This is a genomic window from Pseudoalteromonas sp. T1lg65, assembly GCF_051930985.1.
GTDB lineage: Bacteria > Pseudomonadota > Gammaproteobacteria > Enterobacterales > Alteromonadaceae > Pseudoalteromonas.
Genome location: NZ_CP196837.1, coordinates 1,541,811 through 1,556,319, shown reverse-complemented (window position 1 = coordinate 1,556,319; position 14,509 = coordinate 1,541,811). Strand labels below are relative to the sequence as shown.

Annotated in this window: 13 protein-coding genes and 1 pseudogene; 10 read left to right on the top strand and 4 right to left on the bottom strand. The window is 43.0% G+C overall.

Features of this window, described 5'->3' with window-relative positions; all coding sequences use genetic code 11:
- Positions 1-140 precede the first annotated feature (140 nt).
- Complete coding sequence (locus ACSLBF_RS06660; protein WP_440055824.1) at positions 141-1,799, top strand: SulP family inorganic anion transporter; 1,659 nt, start codon at positions 141-143, stop codon at positions 1,797-1,799.
- Here ACSLBF_RS06660 and ACSLBF_RS06655 read toward each other — a convergent pair.
- The gene (locus ACSLBF_RS06655) at positions 1,796-2,677 is read right to left on the bottom strand and encodes a LysR family transcriptional regulator (protein WP_440055823.1); all 882 of its coding nucleotides are present in this window, start codon (positions 2,675-2,677) and stop codon (positions 1,796-1,798) included. The genes ACSLBF_RS06660 and ACSLBF_RS06655 overlap by 4 nt on opposite strands.
- Before the next feature lie 112 nt (positions 2,678-2,789).
- On the opposite strand from ACSLBF_RS06655, the gene ACSLBF_RS06650 reads away from it, so the two are divergent.
- The 3 genes and pseudogenes from ACSLBF_RS06650 to ACSLBF_RS06640 all read left to right on the top strand — a co-directional run bounded on the left by ACSLBF_RS06650 (position 2,790) and on the right by ACSLBF_RS06640 (position 5,967).
- Positions 2,790-3,911, top strand: coding sequence for an S-(hydroxymethyl)glutathione dehydrogenase/class III alcohol dehydrogenase (locus ACSLBF_RS06650; protein WP_440055822.1), 1,122 nt, complete (start codon positions 2,790-2,792; stop codon positions 3,909-3,911).
- Positions 3,912-3,962: 51 nt separating this feature from the next.
- Positions 3,963-4,805: an S-formylglutathione hydrolase gene (fghA, locus tag ACSLBF_RS06645; RefSeq protein ID WP_440055821.1), complete on the top strand. Its 843-nt coding sequence runs from the start codon at positions 3,963-3,965 to the stop codon at positions 4,803-4,805.
- 128 nt (positions 4,806-4,933) lie between these two features.
- Positions 4,934-5,967, top strand: a pseudogene (locus ACSLBF_RS06640) (IS630 family transposase).
- Between the two features lie 360 nt (positions 5,968-6,327).
- Here ACSLBF_RS06640 and ACSLBF_RS06635 read toward each other — a convergent pair.
- Complete coding sequence (locus ACSLBF_RS06635) at positions 6,328-8,226, bottom strand: beta-ketoacyl synthase (protein ID WP_440055820.1); 1,899 nt, start codon at positions 8,224-8,226, stop codon at positions 6,328-6,330.
- Between the two features lie 118 nt (positions 8,227-8,344).
- On the opposite strand from ACSLBF_RS06635, the gene ACSLBF_RS06630 reads away from it, so the two are divergent.
- Positions 8,345-9,337, top strand: coding sequence for a GlxA family transcriptional regulator (locus ACSLBF_RS06630; protein ID WP_440055819.1), 993 nt, complete (start codon positions 8,345-8,347; stop codon positions 9,335-9,337).
- 2 nt (positions 9,338-9,339) lie between these two features.
- On the opposite strand, the gene ACSLBF_RS06625 is transcribed toward ACSLBF_RS06630, so the two are convergent.
- Positions 9,340-9,816: a transcription elongation factor GreAB gene (locus tag ACSLBF_RS06625; RefSeq protein ID WP_440055818.1), complete on the bottom strand. Its 477-nt coding sequence runs from the start codon at positions 9,814-9,816 to the stop codon at positions 9,340-9,342.
- Positions 9,809-10,246 (bottom strand): hypothetical protein, encoded by a 438-nt coding sequence (locus ACSLBF_RS06620; protein ID WP_440055817.1) that lies wholly within the window; start codon positions 10,244-10,246, stop codon positions 9,809-9,811. Before ACSLBF_RS06620 ends, ACSLBF_RS06625 begins: the two co-directional genes overlap by 8 nt.
- 306 nt (positions 10,247-10,552) lie before the next feature.
- On the opposite strand from ACSLBF_RS06620, the gene ccoN reads away from it, so the two are divergent.
- The 5 genes from ccoN (at position 10,553) to ACSLBF_RS06595 (ending at position 14,504) form a co-directional block, all read left to right on the top strand.
- Positions 10,553-11,986 carry a cytochrome-c oxidase, cbb3-type subunit I gene (gene ccoN, locus ACSLBF_RS06615; protein ID WP_440055816.1) on the top strand — a complete coding sequence of 478 codons (1,434 nt, stop codon included), beginning with the start codon at positions 10,553-10,555 and terminating at the stop codon, positions 11,984-11,986.
- A gap of 12 nt (positions 11,987-11,998) precedes the next feature.
- Positions 11,999-12,673 (top strand): cytochrome-c oxidase, cbb3-type subunit II, encoded by a 675-nt coding sequence (ccoO, locus tag ACSLBF_RS06610; protein WP_440055815.1) that lies wholly within the window; start codon positions 11,999-12,001, stop codon positions 12,671-12,673.
- A 5-nt stretch (positions 12,674-12,678) separates the two neighbouring features.
- Positions 12,679-12,864, top strand: a complete 186-nt coding sequence (locus tag ACSLBF_RS06605; RefSeq protein ID WP_440055814.1) for a cbb3-type cytochrome oxidase subunit 3 — start codon at positions 12,679-12,681, stop codon at positions 12,862-12,864.
- Positions 12,861-13,895: a cytochrome-c oxidase, cbb3-type subunit III gene (gene ccoP / locus ACSLBF_RS06600; protein ID WP_440055813.1), complete on the top strand. Its 1,035-nt coding sequence runs from the start codon at positions 12,861-12,863 to the stop codon at positions 13,893-13,895. The genes ACSLBF_RS06605 and ccoP overlap by 4 nt, the downstream gene beginning before the upstream one ends.
- Before the next feature lie 117 nt (positions 13,896-14,012).
- Complete coding sequence (locus ACSLBF_RS06595; RefSeq protein WP_440055812.1) at positions 14,013-14,504, top strand: FixH family protein; 492 nt, start codon at positions 14,013-14,015, stop codon at positions 14,502-14,504.
- Positions 14,505-14,509 lie beyond the last annotated feature (5 nt).

The window sequence follows — 14,509 nt, the reverse complement described above, 5'->3', positions numbered from 1 at the left end:
CTGTACTCGCTTTACGTATTAAAACCAATTTCAAACTGGCTTCAATACTGTAAACAAATGGTAATACCAGTGACGCATAGCACTTAGGGTATGTTCTCGGGTAAAATAACTTTAATTCATTGATCTATTAGTAGAATAGTATGATCGCATTTGAAAGATTTAAACACGTGTCGCCTAAAGGCGACCTATTTGGTGGTGTTACTACTGCCATTATCTCACTGCCGTTAGCACTGGCTTTTGGCGTTGCTTCTGGAGCTGGCGCAGAAGCCGGCATGTGGGGGGCCATTCTAGTAGGTCTATTCGCCTCAATTTTTGGCGGTTCTAGCACGCTTATTTCAGAGCCAACAGGGCCGATGACGGTTATTATGACCGCTATTTTTACGAGTATGATGTCCTCTTACCCTGAGCATGGATTAGCAATGGGATTTACCGTCGTCATGATGGCCGGCGCTTTTCAAATCCTATTGGGTACGCTAAAGCTAGGAAAATATGTCACATTAATGCCTTATAGCGTAATCTCCGGCTTTATGTCAGGAATTGGGGTGATTCTGATCATCTTACAGCTCTCCCCTTTACTTGGTCATCAAGCCCCACCCGGCGGTGTCATTGGTACACTTAGTGCAGTCCCCGAACTACTGTCAACTCTAGATTTCGCCGAATTATTACTTGGCATTACTACTTTAGCTATTCTATTCAAGCTACCTCAGAGTTGGCGCCAATATGTTCCTGCGCAATTGGTCGCATTGGTCGCAGTTACGCTTGTTTCTATCATTTTGTTTGATAGTGAAAGTATACGTCGTATTGGCGAGATCCCCAGCGGCCTGCCTTCATTAGTCATGCCGGTCTTAACACCTGAATTACTAATGAAGATGGTCATTGATGCACTGGTTTTAGGTACTTTGGGATGTATCGACACATTACTTACCGCGGTTATAGGCGACAGTTTGACAAGAACCGAACATAACTCAGACAAAGAGTTACAAGGTCAAGGGATCGCAAACATGGTTGCTGGACTTTTTGGTGCGCTTCCAGGCGCAGGCGCAACCATGGGCACGGTAGTGAACGTCCAGGTTGGAGCTAGGTCGCCGCTTGCAGGCATTATCCGTGCATTAATTTTAATGGCCGTAGTGTTTGTCGCTGGTAGCTTAACCGAGCCAATTCCCATGGCTGTACTGGCCGGAATCGCTGTATATGTGGGCTTTAATATTCTGGATTGGAGCTTTATTCAACGCGCACACAAATTAAGTGTCAGTCAAATGGCTATTATGTACGGTGTTATGCTCTTAACCGTATTCGTAGATCTGATTGTTGCTGTTGGATTGGGAGTATTTATTTCAAATATTATGGTGATAGAACGGCTAAGTAGAGTACAAGCCAACCATGTTAAGGCAATAAGCGACAGTGATAGTGATGAAGATGTACCACTAACTGATACAGAGCGTACATTATTGGACCAAGCCGACGGAAAACTGTTGTTTTTCTATTTATCTGGACCAATGATTTTCAGTGTTTCAAAAGCGATTGCGCGCCAACACAGAAAGATCTCAGAATACAAGGCCATGGTGTTGGATTTGAGTGATGTTGCGATGCTCGATGTAACCGTAGGGTTGGCCATCGAAAACGCGATTAGTGATGCGATCGACGCGAACTGTGAAGTGTTGATTTATTCTCCAAATAACGAAACTACCGAAAAACTATGCCGTTTAGAGATCCATAATCAACTCGGTAGCAATGCATTTTGTAATTCTCGCGAAGAAGCGTTAAAAGCCGCATTAGAAGCGATGTCTAGGGCGCACTAAATGTGCGCTTTACTAAAGTAATCTGCTAAGAAGTCTAAAAGTAGCCGTAAGCTGGTTGGCATAAATTGTCTGGGGGGAAACACCGCCCAGACGCCTTCTTCTTCTGGTCTAAAAGCAGCTAACACTTCGATTAATTCTCCCCTAGCAAGTGCTGTGTGCAAATAATAATGTGGCAATTGCACCAGACCAAGACCCGCTTTGGCAGCATCTACTAACGCCCATCCACTATTACAAATCAACGGTCCTGATACACGTATATAAGTATCTTTCTTACCAGTGTTAAAACGCCAATCTGGATTATTACCGATCAAGCATTGATGGTGCGGTAACTCTGATAAACTATTCGGTTGACCAAATTGACTAAAATAACGTTCGGAACCACAGACTAAGGTTCTTCTATTCGTTAAACGCTTAGCCCGCAAAGACGAATCTCGAAGGTGTCCAAGTCGAATAGCTAAATCGATCCCCTGTTCCACTAAATCAACCTGAAAGTTTGTTAATACCATTTCTACTTCAACTTTTGGATAGCGCAGCATAAATTGGTGTACTGCTGGCATCACATAACGTTCTCCATACATGATTGGTGCCGTCAATTTAAGCTTGCCAGTCGGTTGCGTGTCTCTTTGCCTTAATGCTGATGTTGCCTCCTCAAATCCTTGTTGAAGCTGTTTTGCGTGAGATAAAAAAACACTACCTTCGGGTGTCAGAGCGAGTTTTCGAGTCGTTCGAGTTAGTAGCTGCACATTTAATTTTTGCTCCAGTCCTTTTACCCTGCGACTCACTTGTGCCACGGATGTATTAAGTTGTCTTGCGGCTTCGCTAAATGATTGATTTACAGCTACCGCAACAAATTCGTCTATACCTACCCAACGGTCCATTTCAACTTGCCTATTATTACAAATTAGTAAAAGTCTTTATTAAAAATAAAGATTATCAAATTTTTAATAACTTCTATACTAAGCCGAAATAAAAGTATGAAAGGAAAAACAAATGTCAGAGTTTATCAAGTCTAGAGCTGCTATTGCATGGGGTCCCGGAAAGCCGTTAAGCATTGAAGAAGTCGATGTTATGATGCCAAAAAAAGGCGAAGTGCTAGTCAAAATAATAGCAACAGGCATTTGCCACACTGATGCATTTACACTGTCTGGTGATGATCCAGAAGGCGTATTTCCGGCTATTTTAGGCCATGAGGGTGCAGGGGTCGTGGAAGCTGTTGGCGAAGGAGTCACCAGCGTTTCAATTGGTGATCACGTGATCCCGTTATACACCCCAGAATGTGGTGAATGTAAATTCTGTACCTCAGGGAAAACCAACCTCTGCCAAAAAATCAGAGAAACCCAAGGTAAGGGCTTAATGCCAGATGGTACTACTCGCTTCTACAAAGACGGTCAACCAATCTACCATTACATGGGCACATCTACATTTTCTGAATATACCGTTCTTCCTGAAATTTCACTCGCCAAGGTTAATAAAGACGCACCATTGGAAGAAGTTTGTTTATTAGGCTGCGGCGTTACGACAGGAATGGGAGCTGTGATGAATACAGCTAAAGTTCAAAAAGGTGACACAGTCGCAATCTTTGGACTCGGTGGCATAGGTTTGTCTGCGGTGATAGGCGCAACCATGGCCGGTGCAAGTAGAATTATCGGAATAGATATTAATGAAGATAAATTTGCATTGGCGGAAAAACTCGGTGCCACGGATGTCATTAATCCAAAACACTACGATAAACCTATTCAGGAGGTAATTGTAGAGATGACCGATGGTGGTGTTGACTTCTCATTTGAATGTATTGGCAATGTTGATGTAATGCGCAGCGCACTGGAATGTTGTCACAAAGGCTGGGGAGAGTCTGTGATCATCGGTGTTGCTGGTGCAGGTCAAGAAATCTCAACTCGTCCATTTCAGCTAGTAACGGGCCGCGTTTGGCGCGGCAGTGCATTTGGTGGCGTGAAAGGACGCACTGAGCTTCCTGAAATAGTCGAACGCTATATGGCTGGTGAATTTAAATTAAGTGATTTCATTACTCATACCATGTCTCTTGAGGAAATTAACGAAGCATTTGATTTGATGCATCAAGGTAAGAGCATTCGTTCAGTGGTTCACTATTAACCTCCATAATATTTGGCGTACTCTCGGTACGCCTGACAACAAGGATAACTGATGGAACTGATTTCAAGTAATAAAGTGTGTGGTGGTTGGCATAAACGCTACACCCACAAAAGTACTAGCACCAAATGTGATATGACGTTTGCGATATTTCTACCCGAATCTGTTAATCAGGGCCAAAATGTCCCCGTGCTTTACTGGCTGTCTGGCCTTACATGCACAGATGAAAATTTTATGCAAAAGGCAGGAGCGTTTAAAAAGGCAAACGAGCTGGGTATCGCTATTGTCGCGCCGGATACTAGCCCAAGGGGTGAAGATGTACCTGATGATGAAAATGGCGATTATGACTTTGGCATAGGCGCGGGATTCTATGTCAACGCGACGCAACCGCCCTATTCAACACATTACCAAATGTACAGCTACATCACCAATGAGCTACCTACACTTATCGCACAGTATTTTCCCGTGACAAACCGCAAGTCTATAAGTGGCCATTCTATGGGCGGACATGGTGCATTAGTTATTGGATTGCGCAACCCTGAAGAATATCAAAGTATTTCTGCATTTAGTCCGATTGTAAATCCCAGTAATTGTCCTTGGGGGAAAAAGGCATTATCTCGGTATTTAAGTAATGACTCATCTGCATGGAATGAATATGACGCTACAGCACTTATTAACAGTTATGAGCAAGTGATAAAACGGCCACTTCGTATCGATCAAGGAAGCAGTGACCAATTCCTTGATGAACAACTACAGCCTTGGGTTTTTGAACAAGCTGCAGCAGAGAATGGATATCCAATACAATTGAGTATGCGTGAAGGTTACGATCACAGCTACTTTTTCATTGCTAGCTTTATCGATGAACATTTGGAGTTCCATGCCAGCTATTTGTCTTAAAGAATTGTAAAGGCGGATACCCGCCTTAAATCAAGGTTTTGGACACAGACCAAAACCCGAGTAATACCAAATTGATTAAATTTATGATCTAATGTCAAAATCCAATTTCCATCGAAGTGATAGTGATTTTGCAGCGCTCTGAATTTATTAAGCTCTCCAAACAGACTAAAGATCCAAGAAAGAAAGTGCGCATGCTCGCACTAGCTCATTTCTTTGAAGGTAAATCTCGCTATCAGATTGCTGAATACTTAAAGGTCAGCCGTACTAGCGTGAATAAATGGGTGAAAGACTGACTATCTCGACTATGGGTTAGAAGGCTTGGAGGAATTACCTCGCTCGGGCCGCCCTTGCAAACTTGATAATTCACAGCTGAAGCAGCTTAAAGCATTTGTACTCGACTCTATAAACCGCACGGAAGGTGGTCGGCTAACATTAGAAGATATTCAGCAGTATATATCTGAGTCTTTTCACATAAAATACGAGTTGTCGGCCGTTCACAGGCTATTGAAAAGGCAAAACTTCTCATGGATTAGCAGTCGGTCAATCCACCCCAAAGGAGATCAAGCTCGCCAGAAAGCTTTTAAAAAACTTTGAGCTGGAAACGATCCTTCACATCCCGGGACACCTTCTCCCTGAACGCATTGATGTGTGGTTTCAGGATGAAGCACGATTTGGTCAGCAAACTTCGACTACAAAAGTTTGGGCTGAAAAAGGCTCACGTCCAAGAGTCGTAAAGCAGCAACAATTCGAATATGCCTATCTATTTGGCGCAGTGTGTCCGACGACTGGTGAAACAGAAGCACTCATCTCACCTTTAGTGAATAAAGAAGCCATGTATTGTCACCTGGAACAAATATCACAAAAGACTCAACCAGGAAGAATGGCTGTGGTCGTGATGGATCGCGCAGCCTGGCACTTCAAAGATGGTTTGGTAAAAGGCTTGGAGAATGTAGTGATCATCAGGCTGCCGCCTTATTCCCCAGAGTTAAACCCCATAGAACAAGTGTGGAGTTGGCTCAGACAACATAAGCTGTCAAACAGAACGTTTGCAAACTACGATGACATTTTGGAGCAGGTAAGTGATGCATGGAATGCGTTTATCTCATGTGCTGACAGGGTGAAATCATTGTGCTTTAGGGACTGGATAAATCTGACCAGTTAATTATTCAAAATGGTATGACATAGTAAAACCGCGACATCGCGGAGCACACAGCATACGCAAACTATTCTATTAAGTTAATAAACCAAAAATTCATATGACTCTGCACCAGTAAATATAAGTTTACTGGAATTACGATCGCAAAAACGCTAACAATGAAGAACAAAATCAATTTTTAATCAATACTTTACATTTAATATCAATTGAAAATTCTAAAAAAAAGAATAAATAAAAATCAAACATTCCCATTTGCTTTATTAAAATCGTGGCTGTCTTTTTTATAAGTGTTCCTTGGTTATTCAATAGAAAATAGAAACAAAAAAGGCGTACTCCCTGTACGCCTTGCTTTGCTTAACATTCTGTTTATTTTAAATCTTCGTAGGGATTATAAGAACACAGCGATATGGGCTGACTAAAACCAGGAACAGTCAGTGAATGCTCGTTGATTTCCAACGCAGATTCATCGATCATCCCTTCTCCGAAACGATAGATTAGTTTGAATTGACCACGGTTTGCAGCTTCACGGTATTTTTGTTGTTCAACCAGGGTATTTTCGAGACGCTGTTGATACTGTGAAACTTCATGCTCATCATATCTCTTATTGAGCAATTTCAACGTCATGTTTGGCGAAAAAACGGTGGCTGTCGCATTGTTACCACCAAAGCCTTTGGAGTTAATAAAGGCAATATCCATAGGTTCACATTGATAATGTTCAGTACGGATATCTAAATGCTCAGCATGAACGTCTGACGCAACCTCTTTTATTGTGGTAATCCCTGGCATAATGTTGTGCTCAAATACACCCAATGCAATCGCTAACTGATCACCTGATGCCGGCGCAATAGTGTGTCCAACATAGGCTTTTGGTGCTGCGACTTTCCATCCATCAATCTTAAAAGTTTCGGCTATCTTGTGATAAATCAATGATTCTGTCACTCGGTTCTGTGGCGTGCTTGAACCATGAGCAAGGATGAAGCTTCGCTGTTGCAATGAGTCGCGACCGGCGATTTGATCAGCCAAAGCAACTGATTTCGCCATCGTAATATAGTTTCCCGGACCTGGAGCCGTAATTGACTTTTTCACACCGTCAGCATTGGTGTATACATCGGCAACTGAGCCCATTACTTTTGCACCCAACTCAAGTGTTAACTTGTCGTCCATCAAAATTACGACTTGGGCACCTTCGCCGATCGTAAAGCCGCAATTTTCGCCGAATGGTCGACTCGTTCTGCGGTAGTCAACTTGCTCACTATCATCCAACTTCTTAAGGCCTTCTTCGTTAGCCAGTGCCCCCATCGTACCAAAGCCATCTAAAATTTCCGGCGTAATAGCACATTCGACACTTGCTACGATAGCAACTCGCGTTCTTCCAGCCTGGATGTCATTGACAGCCGCTTTTAAATTATACAAAAACGTCGCACAGGCACCTGTGGAAGTAAAAGTCGTACCGACGCTTCCCGTTACATACGCGTTAATAAAATCTGTAGACATGGTGTTTAAGCCTAGTGCCAATTGCTTAGTACTCACCCGCTCGCCTTTAAGTCGGCTACGCACCAAGCCTCCCAGACCTTCGTCGTCCATTTGCCCTGCAATAGAAGCTGAGTAAGTGCCAATTTGATCAGGACGAACACTATTCATTACACGTTGCCAATCCAAGCCTGTAGAAAAGATCGCGTCACTAGCAGCAAATATAGTTGCTTGTAATCCACGAGGTTGATATCGACTGTTGTACATTACACTGGGATCAAAACCAGTTGGAAACTGCCCTGCTGCTTTAATTGCACTTTCCCGATAACTGTCATGTTTCACATCAATAAAACCGTCAATTTCAACCTGTACGGTTTTTTTATCTAACTCGGTAATAGTCCAAGTGCTTGGCACAGGCTCTGGTAGATCACGCTTTTTACAACTAAAACTAATACGATCATCATTCAGAGGTTGCATTTTAAGCTTCTGTTGCCAGTGCATCGCATCTACATCTAAATGATTTTTTTCTATCTTACGAATTAATGTGCCAGTTAGAATTTGCTCACCAAATTGAGATTCAATTTCTTCAGGATGAACCAAGTTGCCTGCCTTATCCAACAGTTTTTCGCCGTCGTATTTCACGATGTTCATTAACGTCGCCAAGCCTAAAAAGGTTTCTTGCCTTTGTTCCGCCGACAATTTATTCAACACAATGCGCTTGTATCCTTGGTGAAATGAAGTACGCCCCGCCGCGTTAATTCCACCCATCCCAACAATTATTGGAAGTGCAGTCATGATCTACCTAACTAATATTAACTCTTAATGTCATGATTTTAGTTGCATTGAAATATTAATTTTCTCAAAATACGCCATGTAATTTACATTTTTCGCCACAACAAGGTGGTCAGAGCAGATGAATAAATCTACAAATATAGCGATTACGCTTTACAAACAAATGCTTCTAACTAGCGTAACTTTACCAATAGAAATGCTGAAAGCAGGTTATGCATTTGCCAAAGTACATAGTAAAAACAAGCCAAAACCGCTAACAATTCATTTGTGCAGTACTGGGGGAGAGGCTGTGAGGAGTAGTGAATACATTATGCTAGACGCCCAGTGTGACTTTAGTTCTCTACCAATTTACGACATTATTATTGTTCCGAGTATTTGGCGAAATCCACGTCCGGTAGTCAATCACAATACGCATCTCAGTACAGCACTCGCTGATGCATGGGAAGCTGGTTCGACGCTTCTTGGGGTGGGCACTGGTGTCTGCTTTTTAGCAGAGTCTGGATTACTCAATGGCCATTCTGCAACAACACACTGGCATTTCGCAAGACAATTCAGAGAGTTGTACCCTAGAGTCGAATTAAAACCGGATTACTTTATTACCCAGTCAGAACGCATATACACCGTCGCCAGTCTCAATGCATTAGCCGATGTTATTGTCCATCTTATCGAGTTACTCTACGGTAAATCAGCAGCTCACCATGTACAGCAGAACTTTTCTCATGAGATCCGTAAACCGTATGAAGAACAACGCTATCTAGAAGGCGCCGTAGACAGGCATACCGACGAACAAATCGCTGCAATACAATTTTGGCTCAAAACAAACGCCGCTTCAGACATTGCAATGCCCAGTGTTGCTGAGCAGTTTGATTTAAGTTATCGCACCTTTAATCGACGCTTCAAACAGGCGACCGGACAAACTGCGGTTGCCTATTTGCAATATGCGAGAGTTGAAATGAGTAAAGAGTTACTCGCCAGTAGTAATCTTTCTATACAAGATATCGCCTTGTCATGTGGATTTAATTCACAGGGGCAATTTCATCGAGCATTTAAATCACAACTCGGAAAGTCGCCAAGCCAGTATCGCAACATTGTTAGACGCAAGTTGTTTTCTTAACGCTACTTTACTTGGTTGATCAGTAGATGCTGTTGTTTGCCATTGAATAGAAACTCAATTTCCTCACCCGCGGCTAGGCCTTTTAATCTAGATCCTAATGGTGCATCGAAGGTTAGTAGTTGCACATTGCGGCCCCTGCAATCCACCTTTAGACCGCCTTCGACTGGTGAGCAATAGAACCAGTACGCGCTGTCTTGCTCATCTAAAACCTCAACAAGAGCATTATGTTGAATAGTATCTGAAACCGGATTTGCATATAACTTTGTTAATACCCCTATGGCTCTGTGAATTGTATCAACCCGCTCACTTTGTCCCTCAGCAAGATAGCCATACTCTATGCTTAACGAGTCATATTGGGTTTCTGCAGCACTTTGTTCGTGTGTCGCATCTGCTCTTGCGTTATTGGCAGCTTCCATCGTTTCAATCAGCTTTTGTTCCAACGTAAACTTCAGACATTCAATAAAAACAACTTTATCCATGATACGTCACACTTATCGGCTGAGAAATTGTGATCAGCTTGCCCTCAAGCACGACTTCAGCTTTAAATAACCAACGCATTGATTTATCAGTACAGACCCCGACCATAGCGTCGGCCTGCAGAGTTTGTGGATCGAATAACAATGGAATTTTCCCCATGTTCATGGTTTCTCCCTCAAGCCAAGCTGATTTTACTTCGACTTGTTTCGCACTTTGCAAATAAATCACGAACGGTGTTTCAGGTTCTACTGATTCACTACTAAGATAAATTGAGATACCTTCGCTGACGCTACAGGGTGAATTTTCGATACACACATTTCTTGTTACTGAACTTTCACTTTTTTCTGAACTTTCATGTATAATGGCGCCGGGGTCTGAACAGGCCACAAGGAAAATGCTAATTAAAGCAGAGGTAAGTAGCTTATCAATCATGGATGTTTGTTGAGCTTTACTAAAATCTCGCGGCAGTTTACGCAAGTTTATGCACAATTGCCAGTTGTTCGAGAAACGTGCAAAAAGCGCATGAAAACTTGATTGATGTCATAATTTTAAGTGTTTTAGGTATCTTTTGATGAACAAAAAAATTATCATTTCCTTGCAAAAATAAAGGTTTCTCGGGCTGGTTAAGTTTTACTCCACTTGTTGTATTAAAACTAAACGGGCTTGATGAAATATAACTAGGGCCTGTAATTCAGGTAATTCATTTCTAATCGCATAAATTGCAGCGGAATCCAGAAAATGAGCCAAACAGTAGCATCACAAACTGAGTACAATTATAAGGTTGTACGCCAATTCGCTATCATGACAGTGATTTGGGGCATTGTTGGCATGGGTGTAGGTGTATTTATCGCAGCGCAACTTGCTTGGCCTGCGTTAAACTTCGATATTCCATGGCTAACTTACTCTCGACTTCGTCCGTTACACACGAACGCAGTAATCTTTGCATTTGGTACAAGTGCACTATTTGCAACTTCATATTATGTAGTGCAGCGCACGTGTCAAACGCGTCTGTTCTCTGACAAACTTGCCGCATTCACCTTCTGGGGCTGGCAAGCAATTATCGTTGCAGCAGCAATCACGCTTCCTCTAGGTATCACGACTTCTAAAGAGTATGCTGAACTAGAATGGCCAATTGACATTGCTATTGCCGTGGTATGGGTAACCTACGCAGTGGTGTTCTTCGGCACACTAATCAAGCGTAAAGTTTCCCATATCTATGTTGCAAACTGGTTCTATGCTGGCTTCATTATTACCGTTGCTATTTTACACATCGTAAACAGCATGGCGGTGCCTGTGTCACTGACTAAATCATATTCTATCTACGCGGGTGCAGTAGATGCCATGGTACAGTGGTGGTACGGTCACAACGCAGTAGGTTTCCTACTTACAGCTGGTTTCCTTGGTATGATGTACTACTTCGTACCTAAGCAAGCTGGCCGCCCGGTTTATTCTTACCGTCTCTCAGTTGTTCACTTCTGGGCACTAGTTTCACTATACATTTGGGCTGGTCCTCACCACTTACATTACACAGCGCTACCTGACTGGACTCAGTCACTAGGTATGGTGATGTCTGTGATCCTATTCGTTCCTTCATGGGGTGGTATGATCAACGGTATCATGACGCTGTCTGGTGCATGGCACAAGCTACGTACTGATCCAGTACTTCGTTTCTTAGTTGTTTCATTGTCTTTCTACGGTATGTCTACGTTCGAAGGCCCAATGATGGCTATTAAGTCTGTGAACGCACTATCGCATTACACGGACTGGACAGTGGGCCACGTACACTCAGGTGCGTTAGGTTGGGTTGCGATGATTTCAATCGGTGCAATTTATCACCTTATCCCTGCACTATTTGGTCACGCCAACATGTATAGCGTTAAGTTAGTTAACACACATTTCTGGTTACACACCGTGGGGGTTGTTCTATATATCGTAGCGATGTGGATTTCAGGTGTTATGCAAGGCCTAATGTGGCGTGCAGTGAATACTGACGGTACGTTAATGTACAGCTTTGTACAATCTCTAGAAGCTTCTAAGCCTTTCTATATCATGCGATTCCTAGGCGGCGTATTCATCGTAATAGGTATGCTTGTTATGGCTTATAACGTATTCCGTACGGTTTCAGCAAAAAGTGGCGAACTAGCTACTGATGCTAACCCACAAGTAGCTTAAGGGGTGTCGAGTATGAGCAACAATAACTCTACAAACAAACATGAAATCGTCGAAAAGAACGTAGGCCTGATGGCTATCCTTACCGTTTTCGCGATTAGCTTTGGTGCACTGGTTGAAATTACACCACTGATGTTCCAAAAAGACACCACGCAACCAGTGGAAGGCTTACGCCCACTGACTGCGCTTGAGTTTGAAGGTCGTGATATCTACATTCGTGAAGGCTGTTATAACTGCCACTCACAAATGATCCGTCCTTTCCGCGACGAAGTAGAGCGCTACGGCCACTACTCAGTTGCAGGTGAATCAGTGTGGGATCATCCGTTCCAGTGGGGTTCTAAGCGTACAGGTCCAGATCTAGCACGTGTTGGTCAACGTTATTCTGACGACTGGCATTACGCGCATTTAATGGACCCTCGCTCAGTAGTACCTGAGTCGAACATGCCAGGCTACCCTTGGCTAGATACGACAACGGTGGATACCACAGATACGCTGAAAAAATTACAAGTGTTCCGTGATGCTTTCGGCATTGATAAGTCATCTGACCGCTACAATGGCCGCGGTTACGGTGACGATGCTGAATTGCAAGCCCAAATTGATGAAGTCCGAGCGATGAATGGCGGTAAGGGTGCTACAGAAATGCAAGCACTGATTGCCTACCTTCAGCAACTTGGCACTCATTTGAAGTAATTGTTATGGATTACGGCACATACAGAGGCATTTTGACTCTGGTAATTTTGGTACTTTTTATAGTGATTGTTGTTTGGGCATATAGTAAGCGCTCTAAACGCCGTTTTGATGATGCTGCTAATGCAATTTTTGAAGATGAAAAAACACACAACAAGACTATCTCAAACGAGGAAAAGGAGTCTGAAAAATGACTAGCTTTTGGAGTATATGGGTTATTGTATTAACCCTAGCGTGTCTAGCTATAATCTTCGGCTTGTTGCTTTGGAACCTGAAAAACTACACAGGTGTTAAAGAAGGCGAGAGCTGTGGACATGAGTTCGACGGTATTGAAGAGCTGAATAATCCGCTACCTAAGTGGTGGACATACATGTTCTTCGCAACTTTTGTTTGGTCTGTATATTATCTGGCTGCTTATCCAGGTTTAGGTAACTGGGAAGGTTTAGCAAAGTGGACCAGTTCTAACCAAGGTGTTACTTCTCTTGCTGAGTCAAAAGCAGCAACAGAGCAAGCCCTAGCTGAAGGCAAAGCAGTACAGCTTGATGCAGAGTACCGCGCTGCGGAAGAGCGTTTTGGCCCAATCTTCAACGAACTTGCACAAATCCCAGTTGAAGACTTACTCGCATCTAAGATTGCCGGTGATAAAGCTCAAGAAACTGCGATTGCAAATGGTGAAGACCACGAGCAGACGCAAGGTCAAATGGCGATGGAAATCGGTCAACGTCTATTTGCTCAAAACTGTGCGCAATGCCACGGTTCTGATGCGCGTGGTGGCACTGGCTTCCCTAACCTAACTGACAACGATTGGTTGTATGGTGGTTCACCAGACAAGATCAAAGAGACCCTTCTGCATGGCCGCGTTGCTGCAATGCCAGGATGGAAAGATGCTTTGGGTGAACAGGGCATTAAAGAAATGACCGCTTACGTATTAAGCTTGTCTGGACGTACCGTAAACCAAAAAGACGCTGAGGCAGGTAAAGCGAAATTCGCAATGTGTGCAGCGTGTCACGGTATGGACGGCAAAGGTTCGGTAGCGCATAACTTGCCATTTGGTGCTCCTAACCTGACTGACAATATCTGGTTGTACGGTGGCTCTCAACGTGCAGTTGAAGAAACTCTGAATAACGGTCGTGCAGGTGTAATGCCAGCATGGAAAGATATTTTAGGTGAAGACAAAGTTCACCTTCTGACTGCCTATGTTTACAGCTTGTCAAAAGAGCAATAAGTAGCTAGTTAGAACTTTATTTGAGATCAAAAAAGCCTCCGTTTGGAGGCTTTTTTTTAGGTATTTACTGTAACTTACGGTAGAATACTGGCAAGTTTTGTAGCCTTGTGAGCAACTATGAACCCTACCCCTTGGTATAAAAACTTCTGGCCATGGTTTTTAATTTTCTTCCCTCTTGTCACCATTATTGCCTGCGTTTTGCTGGTCACCCTTGCCGTTGGTAATGGACCTGATATGGTCGTGGATGATTACTATAAAAAAGGCAAAGCGATCAACCTCGAACTGAGTAAGTTTAATAAAGCAAAAGCCCTTTATTTACACGGTGATCTTACTGTTGCTGAGCAAAGAGTCGCTTTCAAATTTAGTAAAGGTGATTATTCTAAAGTGCATGCGCTAAAAGTATCCTTTTATCATCGCACTATTGAGAAGTATGATTTTTCTGTCACCCTAACGAAAAATGCCAATGAAGAATTCACCGGGCTTTTAGATGAACCGCATCAGGGTGCGTTTACCGTGTTTATCGAACCGATGGATGGCAGCTGGAAAATGAAAGAAAAAATCCAACTACCTCTTCAAGGTGTCGTTCCGATTAGTCCTGAATATAAGTAGTACTC

Excerpts from the sequence above, each read along its gene's own strand:
- ccoO (WP_440055815.1), top strand. The coding sequence starts at position 11,999 with ATGAGCAACAATAACTCTACAAACAAACATGAAATCGTCGAAAAGAAC.
- ACSLBF_RS06595 (WP_440055812.1), top strand. The coding sequence starts at position 14,013 with ATGAACCCTACCCCTTGGTATAAAAACTTCTGGCCATGGTTTTTAATT.
- ACSLBF_RS06620 (WP_440055817.1), bottom strand. The coding sequence starts at position 10,246 with ATGATTGATAAGCTACTTACCTCTGCTTTAATTAGCATTTTCCTTGTG.
- ACSLBF_RS06660 (WP_440055824.1), top strand. The coding sequence starts at position 141 with ATGATCGCATTTGAAAGATTTAAACACGTGTCGCCTAAAGGCGACCTA.
- ACSLBF_RS06605 (WP_440055814.1), top strand. The coding sequence starts at position 12,679 with ATGGATTACGGCACATACAGAGGCATTTTGACTCTGGTAATTTTGGTA.
- ACSLBF_RS06655 (WP_440055823.1), bottom strand. The coding sequence starts at position 2,677 with ATGGACCGTTGGGTAGGTATAGACGAATTTGTTGCGGTAGCTGTAAAT.
- ACSLBF_RS06635 (WP_440055820.1), bottom strand. The coding sequence starts at position 8,226 with ATGACTGCACTTCCAATAATTGTTGGGATGGGTGGAATTAACGCGGCG.
- ACSLBF_RS06625 (WP_440055818.1), bottom strand. The coding sequence starts at position 9,816 with ATGGATAAAGTTGTTTTTATTGAATGTCTGAAGTTTACGTTGGAACAA.
- ccoP (WP_440055813.1), top strand. The coding sequence starts at position 12,861 with ATGACTAGCTTTTGGAGTATATGGGTTATTGTATTAACCCTAGCGTGT.
- ACSLBF_RS06650 (WP_440055822.1), top strand. The coding sequence starts at position 2,790 with ATGTCAGAGTTTATCAAGTCTAGAGCTGCTATTGCATGGGGTCCCGGA.
- fghA (WP_440055821.1), top strand. The coding sequence starts at position 3,963 with ATGGAACTGATTTCAAGTAATAAAGTGTGTGGTGGTTGGCATAAACGC.
- ccoN (WP_440055816.1), top strand. The coding sequence starts at position 10,553 with ATGAGCCAAACAGTAGCATCACAAACTGAGTACAATTATAAGGTTGTA.
- ACSLBF_RS06630 (WP_440055819.1), top strand. The coding sequence starts at position 8,345 with ATGAATAAATCTACAAATATAGCGATTACGCTTTACAAACAAATGCTT.